Genomic DNA, 16,506 nt, shown 5'->3' on the forward strand with positions numbered 1-16,506 from the left:
GGTGGTCCCAAGGGGGTGCCGGTGGCGCATCGGTCGATCATGAACCGGATCCGGTGGGGTCTCGACCACTTCGACGTCGGCGTCGAGGACCGCATGATGGTCAGCACCTCGGCCTCGTTCGACGCCTCGGTGCCCGAGATGTTCGCCAACCTGCAGATGGGCGCGTCCGTCGTCGTCGCACGCGCCGACGGGCACCGCGACCCGGCCTATCTGGCCGAGCTGATCCAGCGCGAGCGGGTGACCGGCGCGTTCTTCGTGCCGTCCCTGCTGTCCGCCTTCGTCGCCGAACCACTCGCCAAGCAGTGCACCGGCCTGCGCTGGATCGAGGTCGCCGCCGAGGCGTTCCCGGCCGCTCTCGCCAACCGCTTCACCGAACTGCTGCCCGGCTGCTCCGCCAACAACCTCTACGGACCCACCGAGGCGACCGTCGAGGTCACCGGATGGGAGCACGTCCCGGGCTCCGACCGGGTGCCGATCGGCGCACCCGTCTGGAACACCCAGGTCTACGTCCTCGACGCCGCGCTCCGCCCCGTCCCGCCCGGTGTCGCCGGCGAGCTGTACCTCGCTGGGGTGTGCCTGGCCCGTGGCTACCTCGGGCAGACCCCGCTCACCTCGGAACGGTTCGTGGCCTGCCCGTACGGAACCCCCGGCACCCGCATGTACCGCACCGGGGACCTGGTGCGGTGGACCAAGGACGGCCAGGTCGACTACATCGGCCGCACCGACTCCCAGGTCAAGGTCCGCGGCTTCCGTATCGAGCTGGGCGAGATCGAGCACGTGCTGACCGGGCACCCCGCGGTGGCCCAGGCGGCGGTCGTGGTGCGCGACGACCAGAAGGGCGAACAGCGCCTGGTCGCCTACGTGGCACCCGACCCGGACGCCGCGGTGGCCGATGCCGAGGCCCAGGTGGACGAGTGGCGCCAGGTCTACGACGAGAGCTACGCCGACTCCGCCGAACAGGCCTGGGGCGAGGACTTCCAGGGCTGGAAGTCGGTGTACGACGGCGAGCCGATCCCCGTGGAGCAGATGCGCGAGTGGCGTGACGCGGCGGTGGCGCAGGTCCTGCGCTTCGCCCCGCGCCGGGTGCTGGAGGTCGGGGTCGGCTCCGGCCTGCTCCTGGCCGGGACGGTCGGCGAGGTCGAGGAGTACTGGGGCACCGACATCTCCGCCACGGTCGTGGACCGGCTCCGGGCCCAGACGGAGCAGGCCGGCCACGCGGACCGGGTCCGGCTGGCCGCGCAAGCCGCCCACGACGTCTCGGGGCTGCCCCGCGACGTCTTCGACACCATCGTCGTCAACTCGGTCGTGCAGTACTTCCCGAGCGCCGCCTACCTGGACCTCGTGCTGGGCGAGCTGATGGGACTCCTCGCTCCGGGTGGCCGGCTGATCGTCGGTGACGTCCGCAACGCCGCCACGCTGCGGATGCTGACGACCGCGGAGAAGCGGGCCGCGCAGCCGCACGCCTCGCACGAGGAGATACGGGCGCTCGTCGAGCAGGCGCTGCTCGCCGAGCGGGAGCTGGTGGTGGCCCCGGAGTGGTTCACCGAATGGGCCGCGGACCGCGCCGCCGGCGTCGACATCCGGCTGAAGGAGGGGCACGCCCACAACGAACTGACCCGGCACCGCTACGAGGTCGTCCTGCACAGGCGGCCGGCCGCTCTCCTAGACCTGGCCGAGGTGCCCGCCCTGGCGTGGGGCCGGGACGTGAGCGACTCGGCGCAGCTGGCCGGCCGGATGGGCGACGGCCCGGTCCGGGTGACCGGGATACCCAACGCACGGCTGGTCGGGGAGGCCGCCGCGGCGTCCGCCTCCGGCGTCATGGCCTCGAACCTCCCGCAGGCCGGAGCGGTGGATCCGCAGGAGATCGCCGACAGCGCTCGCCGGCAGGGCGGGGAGGCCGTCCTCACCTGGTCCGCCGAGGCCGCCCACTGCTTCGACGCGGTGCTGCTGTCCGAGCCGAAGGCCGTCGGCGGAGCATTTGTCCCCGGCCCCGCCACCGGGCGGATGCGGGTCAACGCCCCCGCCCTGGCCAAGTCGATCGGCCCCCTCCTGGCCGAGCTGCCCGAGTACCTGCGCGAACGCCTGCCCGACTACATGGTCCCGGCCACCGTGGTGCCGCTCGCGGAGATACCGCTGAACCCCGCCGGCAAGCTCGACCGGCGCGCGCTGCCCGCGGAGCACACCACCACCGTGAGCAGCGGCGAGCCGCGCAACTCCCACGAGGAGAAGCTGTGCGCCCTGTTCGGCGAGCTGCTGGGCCTGGAAAGGGTGGGGATCGACGACGACTTCTTCGTGCTCGGCGGGCACTCGCTGCTGGCCACCCGGCTCAGCGCCCGCATCCGCAAGCAGTTCGGCCTCGACGTACCGCTGCGGACGATCATCCAGTACCCGACCGTGGCCGAGCTGGCGGCGCTGGTGCTCATCGGCGGCATCCCCGACGACCACAACGGTAGCTTCGAGGTCGTGCTGCCGCTCAACAGGGACCCCGGCACGGGCAAGCCGCCGGTGTGGTTCCTGCACGGCGGAGGCGGCCTCGGCTGGGCGTACTTCACCTTCGTCCCCTACATCCAGGACCGCCAGGCCTACGCCCTGCAGTCCCGCGGCTCCAACGGCACCGATCCGCTGGCGGGTTCGGTCCAGGAGATGGTCGACGACTACCTCGCCGAGATCCTCCGCATCCAGCCGGAAGGCCCTTTCCACCTCGTCGGCTGGTCCTACGGCGGTCCGATCGCGCACGCCCTCGCGGTGGAACTGGACCGGCTCGGGCACCGGGTCGACCTCGTCGCGGTACTGGACGCCCAGCCGGCGACCAGCCACCCGGAGAGCGGGTTCAAACAGGTCTCCGGCAGAACGCCGGACCTGTACCGGGCGGACGTCGAGGAGGTCTTCGGCCAGTTCATGAACACCAGCAGCATGGACGACTTCCTGGACACCATGTCGAAGGTGGGCGCCAACAACCTGAACAAGATGGGTGACTTCGAGTCACCGGTCTACCGTGGCGACCTGCTGTACTTCAACGCCAGGCTGGACAAGACCGAGGGAGTCTCCTCCTGGGGGCCCGACTGGCGGCCGCACGTCCTCGGCTCCATCGAGGAGCACGCCGTGGACGCCACGCACCACGATCTGCACATGCCCAAGCCCGCGGGCCAGATCATGCAGGTCATCGCCGAGAGGCTGGCGCGGTGACCGCTACAGGAGAGCCCACACGGGAGCGGGACCGGGCCGTGCTGGTCTGCGCGCCGTTCGCCGGGGCGGGACCGTCGTTCTTCCACCCGTGGCGGACGCTGTCCGCGGGCCGGTGGCGCGTGGTCCCGGTCGAACTGCCCGGTCGCGAGCGGCTGATCCTGCGGACGCCGTACCGCAACGTCGTGGAGGCGGCCCGCGACACGGTCGACGACCTCGTCGCCGAGGCGGGGGAGGGCGCGCGGATCTCACTGTTCGGGCACAGCCTGGGCGCTGTGCTCGCCTATGAGCTGACGCATCTGCTGACCGCGCGGGGCGTCCCTGTGGAGCGGCTCGTCGTGAGCGGCTCGCCGGGTCCGTGGACGCAGCGGGAGAGACGCGCGACCGGCCTGCCCGACGAGGAGTTCCTCGCCCGGGTCGAGGAGTTCGCCGGCTTCCGGCACGAGGCCCTCGACCATCCGGAGATGCGGGAGCTGATCCTGCCCGTCCTCCAGGCCGACTGCGAGATGCACGAGAACTACGTGCCGAGCACCGACGAACCGGTCACGGTGCCGATCTGCTCCCTCCGGGGGGCCCACGACGGTCTGGTCAGCTCGGACCAGGCACACGAATGGCAGAAGGCGACCACCGGCGTCTTCAGCTACGCGGAGTTCCCCGGAGACCACATGTACCTGGTCGACCACGGCCGGGAGGTACTGGACCTGATCGAGAACGAGTCCGCACCGGACACCCCCTAGAGGGTGTCCGCCGGCCGCGGTGCGCGGAGTGCCCCCGCACCGCGGCCGACGGCACATCCGGCGCGGCGGTTCGCCCGAGCCTGCCCACCGTTCGACAAGGACGCCGAGGAGAGCACCACATGGACGAGCCCATCGTCAGCCTGACCGACCCCGAGTTCGTGGAGGACCCGGTCTGCGCCTACGCGCGCCTGCGGGAGCGGTCCCCGCTCGTCCGCGTGGGATTCCCCGGCGGGCCGCGCGTCTGGCTGATCACGCGCAACGAGGACATCAAGACGGCGCTGAGCGACCCGCGGCTCGTCGTCGACCACAGCAACGTGCCGGGACACCGCGGGCCAAGCCTGGTGGACCAGATGGTCGCCTCCCTCGACCTGCCGGACGAGTTCCGGGACTACGTCGCGGCCAACATGATGCTCAAGGACGGCCGGGACCACGCGCGCCAGCGCCGCCTCGTCACCCCGGCCTTCACCGTCCGGCGCATCAGGGAACTGCGCCCGCGCATCGAGGAGATCTCCGCCCGCCTCCTGGACGACCTGGTCCGCAAGGGGAGCGGTGACCTCATCGAGGACTACTCCTCCCCCCTGACCGGGACCGTCATCTGCGAGCTCATCGGCATCGACGAGGCCGACCAGCCCCAGGTGCGCAAGTGGATGAACGACTACGCCGACGCCGACGCCGACCTCGCCGAGAGCGCCCAGGGCATGGTCGACTACGTGCGCAAGCTCATCGTGCGCCGCAGGGCGGAACCGGCGGACGACATGATCTCCACCCTGGTGCAGACGAGCGACGAGGACGGCGACCGGCTCAGCGAGGCCGAGATCATCTCGATGGTGCTGCTCGTGGTGAACAACGGGCACCACTCCACGTCCCACTTCATCCCGAACGCGGTCCTCGCGCTCCTCGACAACCCCGACCAGCTGGCCCTGCTGAGGGCCAGGCCGGAGGCGCTGCCGCACGCCGTCCACGAGCTGATGCGGGTGGCGAACCCCGTCCCGGCCGCCGGCCCCCGCTACGCCACGGAGGACCTGGAGTTCGCCGGGACGCCGATCCGCCGGGGCGACGCCCTCATCGGCTCCCTGGTCTCCGCCAATCACGACCCGGACGTCTTCCCCGAGCCCGGACGGTGCGACGTGGAGCGCGTGCTGCCGCGCGGGCAGAGCCATCTGGCCTTCGGCGCGGGCCCGCACTACTGCACCGGCGCGGCCCTGGCCAACCTGGAGGGCGAGATCGCCCTCGACCACCTGATGCTCCGGCGCCACACCCTGGAGGTCACCGTGGACCGCGCCGGCCTGACCTACACCGAGGCCACTCCCGGCGGTGCCCGGCTGCTCGACGCGCTTCCGGTCCGGCTGTGAGCAGCTGACCGGCCTCACCCCGCCGGGCCCCGGACGCGGCGGCGTCCGGGGCCCGGCTCACGAGCGGCGGCGCGTCAGCGCCCCCGCTGGTCCTTCACGAGGTCGCCCAGCCGGTCCACGCCCAGGCCGATCTCCTCCGGGGTGAGCACACTGAAGGAGAGCCGGGCCTGGTGGAATCCCGAGGTGCCCGCGTAGAAGTGGTGCATGGGCGTCCACAGCACGCCGAACTTGGAGGCCGAGTACTCGAGCATCTCCTCGTCCGCCACGAACGGCAGGGTGACGACGACGAACATCCCGCCCTGCGGCGCGTTCCACGAGACCTCCCGGGGCCGTCCCGGCACCGGCGGGAAGACCGACGCGAGCCGGTCGAGGACGGTGGCCAGGTTCCGCCGGTAGACCCCTGCCTCCCGCGCTGTGGCGCGCTTGAGGCTGAGCCCGTTCTCGATCAGGTATCCGCCGATCACCGCCTGGGCGACGGTCGAGGTGTTCAGCGTCACCATGCTCTTCAGCTTGGCGAGATGGTCGGCGAGGAGCACGGGGCCGGCGGCGCGGTCCCCTGCCGAGGACACCGGCTGGTCCGCGATGATGTAACCCACCCGGGCGCCGGCGAAGGCGGACTTGGCGAAGGACCCGAGGTGGATCACCTGGCGGTGCTCGTCCAGGGACTTGAGCATGGGCAGCCGCGAACCGTCGGCGGAGAAGAAGGAGTAGGGATTGTCCTCCAGCACGAGGATCCGCTCGCGCCGCGCCAGCGCCAGCAGGGCGACCCGGTCAGCCGTCGACATGCTCGCGCCACTCGGATTGGCGAAGTCCGGAACGACGTAACAGGCGCGCGGGCGCAGTCCTTCGCGCCGTGCCGCGGCTATCTGCCGTTCCAGGTCGTCCAGGTCGATACCGCCCGTGCCCTCCCGGACGGGACGCAGGGGTGCGCCGGCCACGCGGGCCGCGCCGATGAATCCCACGTAGTTGGGCTCCGCCGCCAGGATGACGTCGCGGCTGTCCCGGACCAGGGCGCGCAGCAGGATCACCATCGCCTCCTGGCAGCCGGTGGTCACCACGATGCTCTCCGGGTCCACGGTCAGGCCCTCGTCGAGCTGCAGTTGACGGGCTATCAGTTCGTGGATGAAGCCCTTGGTCCGGCCGTACTGGAAGAAGGTGCGCCGCACCTGCTCTGCGGGTAGGCCGACCTCGTCCTCCAAGTGGCGCCGGAACGTCGCGAGATGGCGGGACAGGTCCTCGACGTCGTAGAAGCCCTCGAACGGGCGGCCGGCGGAGAAGGAGACGGCGCTCGGGTAGCGTCCGGCGAGTTCGTTGAGCAGGGTCATGGAGGTCAGCGCGGGGTCGTCCACCGACTCGTGCAGGTCCGTGATGCTCAGGAACGCGGGCGCCGGGTGTACGGCCATGGTCACGCCATCCTCATCCGTTGGACACTTGGACACGTTGGGTATATCGGGCACGTCACGTGGGCCCTGGGCCGTCGAGACGGCCCTGGACAGGGGGGCGGTTGCCGTGTTCCGGCCGCGCTCGGGCCGTGTCCCGCACCGGGGAGACGGGAGCCGCCGCGACGCCTGCGCCCGCGGGGGCACGGCACGCGGTGCCCGGGTGCGATGCCGCCTCGTCGGGCCCTCATATTAGACGCGTGACATGACGCACCGCAGTGCTTCGCGGCGCACACCGGGGCGGCGGATGAATCTCGCGGTGTGCGCCGATCCGACGCGGCCGGGCCTGCCCGTGCCTGTCCCGTCAGCGGGACACACCGAGAAGGACCGCCCTCCCTTGCCGCTGGCCCGCCGGAGCCCCGGGGACGGCACGAGGAACATTGACACCCCTCCGCGCGGCGGACAGAGTGTTGAACCGCCGGGGTACCGGCGAAAAGGCGCGGGGGAGTTCCGCTGCGACCGGCCGACGACAACCGGCCGAAGGACCGCCGGCGGACCCGCATTCCGTTTCCACACGCCGTGAACGCGACATGTGAACCGCGCCCGCCGGTACGAGACCAGATCGCCGGGCGGTCGCCCCCGTCGACCACGCCCGAGCTGCCGGCGCGACACCGCGCCGGCAGCCCGGCCACCAGTTTCCACGTCCGGAGCCGTGAATCACCGAATCCCGTGAAGCGGAAATCCGTGACGGCTTCGAGAACGAGTCCCGCAAGTCGCCATCACCTCACACCCGAAAAGGAAGTGACGCATGAACACACTGGGCGAGGGCGTTTTGGAGAAAGCCGCGGCGGAATACGCCGAACAGGGATTCTCCATCATCCGCGGCGTCGTGCCGCGGGATCTGCTGGACGAGGTGCGTGCCCACGTCGACTGGCTCACCGGCAAGTACCCGGATCTGCGGCCCGAGCACCTGCACCACCCGTTGATCCGCAACGACGCGTTCTGGGCCCGGCTGGTCTCGGACTCCCGTCTGGTGGACATCGCGGAGTTCTTCCTCGGGCCCGACCTCGCATGCTTCACCGCCCACTACATCTGCAAGCCCCCGTACGACGGACAGCCCGTGCTGTGGCACCAGGACGGCGCGTACTGGACGCTGAGCCCGATGGAGGCACTGACGGTGTGGCTGGCCGTCGATGAGAGCACCACCGAGAACGGCTGCCTGCGGATGATCCCCGGGAGCCACGAACTGCCGCTGCACAAGCCGCAGGCGCGCACCGACCAGCCCAACATGCTCTTCTCCAGCTCCGACGAGACGCTGGTGCGGGAGTGGGGGGACAAGCGCGGTGTCGTGGACATCGAGCTCCAGCCGGGTGACGTGTCGATCCACCACCCCCACCTGCTGCACTACTCGGAGGCGAACACCTCCGCCAAGCGGCGCTGCGGTCTGGACATCGGCTACATCTCGACGGCCACGCGGATCCACAGCGAGGGCATCTACCTCGACCCGCTGCTCGTGCGGGGGACCGACGCCGCCGGCCTCAATCAGTACCGTCCCTTCCCGGCCTACCAGGAGGGCGAGACGATCCCCTTCGCCGGCCGGGAGGAGTGGAACGAGAAGGTAGCCGTGCGCAACGAAGGCCTGCCGTCGAGTTCCTGGGGCCTGGCGCAGGAGAGCCCGATCGAGACGACCCGGCACATGATCGACCGGCTGCGCGAAGGCACCGTGAAGAGCTGACCACGCGTACCGGCCGATGGCCCGCCGCTCATCCGCGGTGGGCCATCGGCCGGTCGGCGGCGGCGCCGCGTCGTTCACCAGTCGAACGTCTCCCCGTCGCCCCGCTTCTCGACACAGTACGTCCGGAAGGCCCGGGCCTTGGCCACCATGTCGTCGTCGCCGGTCAGGCGCGCGGCCTCCACGTACCAGTCGAAGGCCGCCGTGGCGTGTGCGTGGCGCTCGAAGTGCAGCTCGGCGAACCGGCGGAAGGCCGGCCGCATCGTATCCGGGGTGAAGTCCCGCCCTGACTCGATGAGATCGCGGAGCTCGGCGTCGGTCGGCTCGGGCCGCTCGACGATGCGGACCGGCTCGGTCGCGGGTACTTCGTTGCGGATTTCGATCGGCCCCTCGGAGTCCGCGAAATCCAGGCACAGGGAGAGCCGCGCGGTCCGGGAGGTGCTGCGTGCGGAGTGCGGGTCGGTCGAATGGATCTTCCAGACCTCACCGCGGCGGATGTGGTAGACGGACTCGTTCTCGGAGTGCAGGGACTCCTCGCTGGTACGCAGCGGAACCTGGAGCCGGGTGCCCGGCTCGGAGAACTCCAGGAAGTCCACGTGCGGCGAGATCAGCCCGTCCCGGAGGCTGAAGACACGCACCCACTGCAACCGGTCCAGGGGAAAGTTGTCGGTCACCAACGCCATGATGTTCGGCAGCCGCTTGCCCAGATCCGTCAGGGTCAGCCGGCCGTCGTGCGGGCGGAAGGCGGTGTCGGAGTCGGCGCCCGTGCCGTTCGCCAGCACATGCGACGACCATGAGCCGAACGTGAAGGCGTCATAGTCTCCCCCGTAGTCGTGGTGGTCCACGACAGACAACTCGGAATCCAGGTCGTACGCGTCGATAGGCAGCACCGCAAGCCGTTGCGACTTGAGCAAGGAAATCTCCTCCGGCAGATGGTTTTTTGATGAACGCGGATGTTCGTGGGCGCCCTCCGGGGCGTCACAGTAATTCTTCGAAAATGCGATGGCAATGACGTGGCCGCCGAGGCTGCGAGTAGCCCCCGCCGGCCCGTCGGAAGCCTCGATCGCTCGCCCGGAAGCACCGGGGATGGCACGATGGGCAGCCTGAACTTCCCCTGATGGATACCGTCCACGAGGCTCGCCGCGGCCTTGTTCGGGCGTGCCCACGGTGTCCCGTCGGCGGGACAACCGGTCGCCGCCGAAGATCCGCGGCACTCGGTCCGTGTCTTTCGTAATTCATTTCCGGGCTTTAACCTCGTCCGGTGTGGCCGAGTTTCAATGAACTTCCCGCGCGGCATATGAATGCCCATCCCCGAAACGGGCCTTTGCGTCCCTCGGAGAAAGGAAAGGGTGGCGATGGAATCGCGACCGCGGGCTCACCGGCAAGGTGGACACCACGAGGCGACCGAGGCGCACGCAGGATCCGACGGTGCGCCCGAGGCGCTGGTGCACGAGGTCTGCGCGCTGTGGGCGGAGCACCTCCCCGGTCGCGAGGTCGGGGCGGACGACGACTTCTTCGCACTCGGCGGCAACTCCCTGACCGGGATCGCGATCATCGACCAGGTGAAGCGCGACCACGGCGTCGAGCTGTCGGTGCGCGACTTCTACCTGGCCCAGACCCCCGCCCGGGTCGCCGCACTCATCGAGCGGGGAAGGCGCTGACATGAGGCTGACGCCCGGCGCCGCACGCGACATCGACCCCGACCGCGTCGACCTGTTCGACCTGGACCTCTACACCGCCGGCGACCCTCATCCGGTATGGGACGCCATGCGGGCCAAGGCCCCGCTGCACCACCAGGTCCTGGCCGACGGGCGGGAGTTCTGGTCCGTGACGCGCCACGAGGACGTCTGCCGGGTGCTCGGCTCCCACCAGGAGTTCACCTCGGAGCGCGGAACGGTCGTCACCCACCTCGGTGTCGACGACGTCGCGGCGGGCAAGCTGATGACCTCCACCGACCCGCCCCGGCACACCCAGGTCCGCAGGGCGATCGGCTCCCGGCTCACCGCGCGCGCCGTGGCCCCCTGGGAGGACCGGATCCGGCAGGCGATCGTGAGGTTCCTCGAGCCGGCGCTCGACGGCACCGTCTTCGACCTGGCCGAGCAGGCGCTGCGCCTGCCGGCCATCGTCACCGGTCCGCTGCTCGGCATCCCGGAGCGGGACTGGGACGAACTCGTGCAGCTGACCGCGATGGTGACGGCCCCCTCGGACCCGCACTTCCGGCAGGGCAGCGAGGCCGCGACGCTCGCCATCTCCCACCATGAACTCGTCGCCTACGTCACCGCGTGGGTCAAGCAGCGCCGCGCGGCCGGGGGCGAGGACACCAGTCTGCTCGACCACCTCATGAGCGTGCGCGCGGGCGAGGCGCCGCTGACCGACGAGGAGATCGCCCTCAACGGCTACAGCATCCTCCTCGGCGCCAACGTGACGACCCCCCACACCGTCTCGGGCACGGTGCTCGCCCTCGTCGAACGGCCCGAGCAGTTCGAGAAGGCGCAGGCCGACCCGTCGCTCGTGCCGAACCTGGTGGAGGAGGGGCTGCGCTGGACCTCGGCCGCCTGCAACTTCATGCGGTACGCCGTCGGCGACACCCGGATCGGTGGCGGCACCGTCCCGGCCGGCGGAGCGGTCGTCGCGTGGATCGGGTCGGCCAACCGGGACGCCGCCCAGTTCACCGACCCCCACACGTTCGACATCACCCGGACCGGCGCCAAGCGCCAGGTCGCGTTCGGGTTCGGCTCGCACTTCTGCATCGGCGCGCCGCTGGCCCGGATGACCCTGCGCGTCTTCTTTGAAGAGCTTCTGCAGCGCTGCGGATCGATCGAAGTCGCCGGTGAGCCCGAGCACTTGCGGTCGTACTTCATCGCCGGCATGACCCACCTCCCCATCGTCGTCCAGAAACGCAGGACGCCATGACATCCGGATCCGCCACCGTCACCTCGCCCTGGTTCGTCCGGCCGCCGTCCGGCACCGGCCACCCCGCCAGGATCTTCTGCTTCCCCTTCTCCGGAGCCGGCGCCTCGGCCTTCAGCGCCTGGCCGGCCGCGATCGGCGGCGCCGAGGTCTGCCCCGTGCAGTTCCCCGGCCGGGAGAGCCGGATGGCCGAACCGCACTACGGCACCTATGAGGAACTCGCCGACGCGCTCACCGAGGCACTGGTGCCGCTGCTCGACCGGCCGTTCGCGTTCTTCGGGCACTGCGCGGGGGCACTGCCCGCCTTCGAGACCGTGCTCCGCCTCGCCGACCGGGGCCTTCCCCTGCCCGAGCGCCTGTTCGTGTCGGGCCAGCCCGCGCCGCACCACGCCTCGCGCGACCACATGCTCGCCATGACCGAGGCCCAACTCCGGGCCGAACTGGAGTCCTTCCTGCGCGACCGGGGCATCGAGCCACGGCCGGACATGGTGGACATGGGCCTGGCCGTACTGCTCCGCGACCACGCCGCCGCGGGCGCCTACCGGCGCACGGAGCCGGTGACGCTCCCGTGCCCGGTCGTGGTTCTGCACTGGCGGGACGACCCCGACGTGAACCCGGACGACCTGGAGGCCTGGCGTTCCTACGCGGAGTCGGTCGACGTCCGGGTCGTCGACGGCGGTCACTACGACTTCATGCACGCGCCCGACGCACTTCTGACGTCGCTGGGCTCCTGGCGCTGAATGCGGCGGACCGCCCGCGCGCCACGGGCCCCAAAACCGGAAAGGATTCGTATGACTGACCCGGCCTCCGGTATCGCCGTCATCGGGATGTCGTGCCGCTTCCCCGGAGTGAGCGGCCCTGGGGAGTTCTGGCGCCTGCTGCTCGACGGCCGGTCGACCGTCGGAACGTTCCCCGAGCAGCGGGCGGCCGGCACCCCGAGCCCGGCCCATCCGGACACCGGCACCCTGCGGGCGGGTTCGTTCTTCGACGCCATCGACGGGTTCGACGCAGAGTTCTTCGGCCTCGACGCGGCGGAGGCGGCCGCCATGGACCCCGTACAGCGGCTGGGACTGGAACTGGCCTGGGAGGCCGTCGAGGACGCCCGGGTCCCGGCGGGCGCGCTCGCGGGCCGCGAGATCGACGTGGTGGTCGGCAGCGTGCCCTCCGGATACGACCTGCTGCGCAGGTCGGCCGGCAGCGACCGGGACGACCACCACGCCGCGCTCGGCTCCGCCGGCGCGCTGATCGCCAACCGGATCTCCAGCCTGTTCGACGTCCGCGGCATGAGCTACTGCGCTGACTCCGGCCAGTCCTCGTCCCTGGTGGCGCTGGCGCTGAGCTGCGACCGGATCCGAAGCGGCGCGGTCGACACGGCGCTGGCCGGCGGCGTCGAGCTGATCGCCGATCCGGAGTCGGGACTGGGCCTGGCGAACATGGGCGCCCTGTCGCCCGACGGCCGCTGCTTCTCCTTCGACGCCCGCGCCGGCGGTTTCGTCCGGGGCGAGGGCGGTGCTTTCGTGCTGCTCAAGCGGCTCGACCTCGCCGTCGCCGACGGCGACCACATCTACGCGGTGGTACGGGGCTGGAGCATCGGCAGCGCGGGCGCCACCGCCCGGATGCCGGATCCCAGCCCCGGCGCCCAGGCGGCGACCGTGCTGTCCGCCCTGGCACGCGCCGACGTCCCCTTCGACAGCGTCGACTACGTGGAGGCCCACGGCACGGGCACGCGCCTGGGCGACCCGGCCGAGGCGTCCGGCCTGCGCGAGGTCTTTCGGGCGACCGGCCGCAGCCGTCCCCTCACGATCGGCTCGGTGAAGACGAACGTCGGGCACCTGGAGCCCGCCGCGGGCATCGCCGGTTTCGTGAAGGCGGCCCTCTGCGTGGACCGCGGCCTGCTGGTGCCGAGTCTGAACTTCGCGTCGCCCAACCCCGCCATCGCCGACTTCCACCGAGACTTCGAGGTCCCGGTCACCGCCCGGCCATGGCCGGGACCACCCGGACGGCCGCGACGGGCCGGCGTGTCGGCGTTCGGCATGGGCGGGACCAACGCCCACGTCGTCCTCGAACAGGCCCCACGGACGCCCGCGGCCCGGGCCGCGGACATCGAGCCGGGCCCGCACGCCTCCCAGGTGCTGCCCTGGGCGCTGTCGGCCCGTTCCGAGGCGGCCCTGCGTGAACAAGCGCTCCGGCTGCGCGAGCTCGTCGCCGCCGACGCCTCCCTGACCACCGCCGACGTGGGCCACTCGCTGCTGACGACCCGGACCACGTTCGAGCACCGGGCGGTGCTGCTCGGCGGCGACCGCGACGAGGCGCTGGCCGGTCTCGACCGGCTGGCGGCCGGCTCCGGCACGGAGCGGACGGTGCGGGGCTCGGTCCAGGGCCCGCCCGGACCAATCGTGTTCGTCTTCCCCGGGCAGGGCTCCCAGTGGCTCGGCATGGGCCGCCGGCTGTACGCGGAGTCGGCGGAGTTCGCCCACGCGATCGACGCCTGTGCCCGGGCACTGGAGCCGTGGGTGGACTGGTCGCTGGTGGACGTGGTGACCGCCGCCGAACCGGCCGCGACACTGGACCGGGTCGACGTCGTCCAGCCCGCGCTGTTCGCGATGATGGTGTCGCTGGCCCGGGTCTGGCGCTCGTTCGGAGTGGTCCCCGACGCGGTGGTGGGGCACTCGCAGGGCGAGATCGCCGCCGCCTGCGTGGCCGGCGCGCTCTCCCTCCAGGACGCGGCGCGGCTGGTGGCCCTGCGCAGCCGCGAACTGACCGAACTGGCCGGCACCGGCGGGATGAGCGCGGTGTCCGCGTCCCCGGCGTGGGTGGGCGAACGGCTGCGGCAGTGGCCCGGGCGGCTGTCCACGGCCGCGGTCAACGGACCGGTGTCGGTGGTGGTCTCCGGGGACGACGCGGCGCTGGAGCTGTTCGCCGCGCGGGCCGCCGAGGACGACGTGCGGGTGCGGCGCGTCAAGGTGGACTACGCCTCGCACTCCCACCACGTCGAACGCATCCGGGAGCGGCTCCTCACGGCCGCCTCGGACCTCGAGCCGCGACCACCCGAGGTGGAGTTCTGGTCCACCGTCACCGGTGGGCCGCTCGGCACGCGGCCGCTCGACGGCGCGTACTGGTACGACAACCTGCGCTCGACCGTGCGGTTCGGCGAGGTCGTCGAACGCCTGATGCGCGCGGGCACCGGGGTGTTCGTGGAGGTCAGTCCCCATCCGGTCCTCGAAGTGGCGATGGCGGAGACGGCCGACGCGCTCGCCGTCTCCCCGACGGTGGTGGGCAGCCTGCACAAGGAGGACGGGAGTCGGGCGGACCTGCTGGCCTCGCTCGCCGAACTGCACGTGCGGGGAGCGCCGGTGGACTTCACCGGGCTTTTCGCCCCGCACCGGCCGCGCCGGGTCGCCCTGCCCGCCTACGCGTTCCAGCGGCGGCGGTACTGGCTGACCCCGCCCGACGAGCCGGGCCACGCCCCGGACGCGGGCGGCGCCACGGGCCCGGGGACGGCCCTGCCGGACTCGGAACCTGCCGCCCTCGGCCTCGTGTGCGCCGAGGCGTCGGCGGCGTGGGGTGCCAAGGGCCCGCGCCCGACGGCCGGCGACCTCGCCGCACGCCCCGACAGCACCTTCAAGGACCTGGGCTTCGAATCCTCGACGGCGGTGCGGCTGCGCAACCGGCTCACCGCGGTGACCGGCGTACGGCTTGCGGCCACCGTCGCGTTCAGCCACCCCACGCCGCGGCGGCTGGCCCGCCATCTCCTCTCCCTCCTCGCGCCCCCGGCCGCCACGCGGCCCGCCGAGCCGGAGAAGACGAGCCAGGAGGACCGCAGCGACGACGAGCTGTACGCGCTCATCGAGCGCGGCTACGTGTAGCACCGCCCGTTCGCCCCGTCATCGGTGAAGGAGACCCAGTGGAGGAAGTCGACAAGCTCCGGTCCTACCTGCGGCGCGCCGTCGGTGACGCGCAGGAACTGGGCGAGCGGGTGCGCGCGTTGGAGGAGTCGGCTCGCGAGCCCGTCGCCGTCGTGGGTGCGGGGTGCCGCTTCCCGGGCGGAGTGGCGACGCCAGAGCAGCTGTGGGATGTGGTGTCCGCCGGTGTGGACGCGACGGGGGAGTTTCCCCGGGACCGCGGCTGGGACGTGGAGGCGCTGTACGACCCGGACCCCGAGGCGTCCGGCCGGACGTACACGCGCCGGGGCGGGTTCCTCGCCTCGCTCGCGGAGTTCGACGCGCCGTTCTTCGGCATCAGCCCGCGCGAGGCGCTGGCGATGGACCCCCAGCAGCGCCTGATGCTGGAGACCTCCTGGGAGGCCCTGGAGCGCGCGGGGATCGACCCCGCGACCCTGCGGGGATCGGACACGGGCGTGTTCACCGGCATCTACGGGGTCGACTACGGTCCCCGGCTGGGCGGTGGGACGGCGGCCGAGGGCGAGGGCTTCGGGATCGCCGGGACGTACACCAGCGTGGCCTCGGGCCGGGTGGCGTACGTGCTGGGCCTTCAGGGCCCGGCGGTGTCCACCGACACGGCCTGCTCCTCCTCGCTGGTCGCCGTCCACCAGGCCGTGCGCTCCCTGCGGTCCGGCGAATGCGCGCTGGCGCTGGCCGGCGGGGTGTCGGCGCTGCCGAGCCCGGGCCTGTTCGTGGAGGTCTCCCGGCAGCGGGGCCTGGCGGCCGACGGGCGGTGCAAGTCGTTCGCGGAGTCTGCCGACGGAACCGCCTGGGGCGAGGGCGCGGGTGTGCTGGTCCTGGAGCGGCTGTCGGACGCGCTGCGCAACGGGCGGCGGATCTGGGCACTGATCCGGGGCTCGGCCGTCAACCAGGACGGCGCGTCCAACGGTCTCACCGCGCCGAACGGGCTCGCGCAGCAGCGGGTCGTGCGAGCGGCCCTGGCCGACGCGGGCCTCGCCCCCCGGGAGGTGGACGCGGTGGAGGCCCACGGCACCGGCACCCGGCTGGGCGACCCCATCGAGGCCGAGGCGCTGCTGGCCACCTACGGGCAGGACCGGGAGCCCGGCGAACCGCTCCGGCTGGGTTCACTCAAGTCGAACATCGGTCATACACAGGCTGCCGCCGGGGTCGGTGGCATCATCAAAATGATCATGGCGATGCGGCACGGTGTCCTGCCGCGGACGCTGCACGTGGACCGTCCCACCCCGCACGTGGACTGGACCGCCGGAGCAGTGGAGTTGCTGACCGAGCCCGAGCCCTGGCCCGCCCGGC

General features: G+C 71.8%; 11 protein-coding genes. 9 read left to right on the top strand and 2 right to left on the bottom strand.

The annotated features are described in order from the left end of the window. The 3 genes from EBH09_RS32195 to EBH09_RS32205 form a co-directional block, all read left to right on the top strand. Nucleotides 1-3,186: alpha/beta fold hydrolase (locus EBH09_RS32195; RefSeq protein WP_274595156.1), on the top strand; the 3,186-nt coding region annotated here is incomplete at its 5' end. After that, nucleotides 3,183-3,920 carry an alpha/beta fold hydrolase gene (locus EBH09_RS32200; protein ID WP_121750372.1) on the top strand — a complete coding sequence of 246 codons (738 nt, stop codon included), beginning with the start codon at nucleotides 3,183-3,185 and terminating at the stop codon, nucleotides 3,918-3,920. The genes EBH09_RS32195 and EBH09_RS32200, both read left to right, overlap by 4 nt. A gap of 119 nt (nucleotides 3,921-4,039) precedes the next feature. After that, nucleotides 4,040-5,272: a cytochrome P450 gene (locus tag EBH09_RS32205; protein WP_193776643.1), complete on the top strand. Its 1,233-nt coding sequence runs from the start codon at nucleotides 4,040-4,042 to the stop codon at nucleotides 5,270-5,272. A 74-nt stretch (nucleotides 5,273-5,346) separates the two neighbouring features. Here EBH09_RS32205 and EBH09_RS32210 read toward each other — a convergent pair whose 3' ends face one another. Then, nucleotides 5,347-6,675: a PLP-dependent aminotransferase family protein gene (locus tag EBH09_RS32210; RefSeq protein WP_121751107.1), complete on the bottom strand. Its 1,329-nt coding sequence runs from the start codon at nucleotides 6,673-6,675 to the stop codon at nucleotides 5,347-5,349. A 784-nt stretch (nucleotides 6,676-7,459) separates the two neighbouring features. Between EBH09_RS32210 and EBH09_RS32215 the strand changes: the two genes are divergently transcribed. Next, nucleotides 7,460-8,386, top strand: coding sequence for a phytanoyl-CoA dioxygenase family protein (locus EBH09_RS32215; protein ID WP_121750374.1), 927 nt, complete (start codon nucleotides 7,460-7,462; stop codon nucleotides 8,384-8,386). Between the two features lie 74 nt (nucleotides 8,387-8,460). On the opposite strand, the gene EBH09_RS32220 is transcribed toward EBH09_RS32215, so the two are convergent. Further along, nucleotides 8,461-9,297 carry a putative nonproteinogenic amino acid hydroxylase gene (locus EBH09_RS32220; protein ID WP_238697505.1) on the bottom strand — a complete coding sequence of 279 codons (837 nt, stop codon included), beginning with the start codon at nucleotides 9,295-9,297 and terminating at the stop codon, nucleotides 8,461-8,463. 441 nt (nucleotides 9,298-9,738) lie between these two features. On the opposite strand from EBH09_RS32220, the gene EBH09_RS32225 reads away from it, so the two are divergent. The 5 genes from EBH09_RS32225 to EBH09_RS32245 form a co-directional block, all read left to right on the top strand. Further along, nucleotides 9,739-10,044, top strand: a complete 306-nt coding sequence (locus EBH09_RS32225) for an acyl carrier protein (RefSeq protein WP_121750376.1) — start codon at nucleotides 9,739-9,741, stop codon at nucleotides 10,042-10,044. Nucleotide 10,045: 1 nt separating this feature from the next. Then, complete coding sequence (locus EBH09_RS32230) at nucleotides 10,046-11,296, top strand: cytochrome P450 (RefSeq protein ID WP_121750377.1); 1,251 nt, start codon at nucleotides 10,046-10,048, stop codon at nucleotides 11,294-11,296. Then, nucleotides 11,293-12,033 (top strand): thioesterase domain-containing protein, encoded by a 741-nt coding sequence (locus EBH09_RS32235; protein WP_121750378.1) that lies wholly within the window; start codon nucleotides 11,293-11,295, stop codon nucleotides 12,031-12,033. Before EBH09_RS32230 ends, EBH09_RS32235 begins: the two co-directional genes overlap by 4 nt. 51 nt (nucleotides 12,034-12,084) lie before the next feature. Beyond that, a complete protein-coding gene (locus tag EBH09_RS32240) occupies nucleotides 12,085-15,159 on the top strand; it encodes a type I polyketide synthase (protein WP_121750379.1) in 3,075 nt (1,024 codons plus the stop codon). A 38-nt stretch (nucleotides 15,160-15,197) separates the two neighbouring features. After that, a partial coding sequence (locus EBH09_RS32245) for a polyketide synthase (RefSeq protein WP_274595157.1) occupies nucleotides 15,198-16,506 on the top strand: 1,309 nt, incomplete at its 3' end.

The sequence above is a fragment of the Streptomyces sp. E2N166 genome (assembly GCF_003671715.1).
Classification (GTDB): domain Bacteria; phylum Actinomycetota; class Actinomycetes; order Streptomycetales; family Streptomycetaceae; genus Streptomyces; species Streptomyces thinghirensis.